Source organism: Mediterraneibacter agrestimuris (genome assembly GCF_943193195.1).
Lineage (GTDB): Bacteria > Bacillota > Clostridia > Lachnospirales > Lachnospiraceae > Schaedlerella > Schaedlerella agrestimuris.
In genome coordinates, this window is sequence record NZ_CALPDG010000118.1 from 1 (window position 1) to 1,098 (window position 1,098).

General features: G+C 39.6%; 1 protein-coding gene. It reads right to left on the bottom strand.

Translation table 11 applies throughout. The features are described from left to right. On the bottom strand, positions 1-977 hold a 977-nt coding region (locus tag NFS18_RS19320), incomplete at its 3' end, for a hypothetical protein (RefSeq protein WP_251393195.1). Positions 978-1,098 lie beyond the last annotated feature (121 nt).

Below are 1,098 nucleotides of genomic sequence, written 5' to 3' on the forward strand. Positions count from 1 at the left end.
TCCAGTTCAAACTGCTGTTTCTTGAACCTGAAATATTCCTCAATCCGCCATCTGAGTAGATATACTTTAGTGATGATATGACACAGTTTCTTCTTCTCCTGCATTTTCAGATTAGAAAGCAGGAGCATGGGTTCTTCTCCAAAACCATACACTACCGTCAGTACCAGATCTTTGGTCGGAAACCCGCAGAGTTGTACGGGTATGCAGCTCATTTTGCACTGGACAGTTTTGCCTTTTTTATCTTTAAAATCCATACAGTAGGCTCCTTTATACTGTAATGCCACATCCATAATGTTACGGGTCTGCCCCTTATAAATAACATTCCGATTCTTTTTGGCACGTATAACAAAGCGCTCCCCACGCTTTAGAAAGTAACGGTAATAGTCATTGGCATCAAAACCACGATCAAGAGTACGGACGCATCTGGGACTGAAATTTTCAGAAAGGGACTGCAGACAGCACAGGTTTTCGTGGGTTTCACTAATAAATCCTTTTTCCGCTGCAGAAAACACCTTTTCATAGACCGGAAGCGGCATTTTTCCTTTTTCAGACAGCACAGCCGCTTCTATGGTAAGGTATCCCTGCGTGATTTCACCAGTGCTTCCATCTCGTATTTCAGAGAGCGCCTCCAGCTTTTTGCTGGCAGGCTTGGCAATATCTGAATTATCAATAATGATGACCGCATAATCTTCCTTTACATGGTGATTTACAAGAGCAAGGTAATTGCGCATAAGGGAATCCTTATCACCAAAAGAGTTCAGATTATTTGAAAGCCGGTCAATGGTCTTCTTGAGGGTAATATTTTCTTTTAAGGAGCGGGCAATCTCACTCAGGTGCAATTTATTTCCGGCAAGTATACCGTACACCATCTGATGAACGAATTTCTCTTGTGGACGTTTTAATCCTTTCGATATTTTGAAAGAAAAGTTGGAAAAATCTCTTTTAATTTCGTAACCCAATCTGCTATAATTAATCATGCAAAAACACTCCTTTGTTTGGTTGTTTGTGGTGATTCAATTATAACAAAGATCCAGTGTTTTTGCATTTTTATTTAAAAAACAGTAATTGTGATGACTTTAAAAAATGGGGAAACTCAAA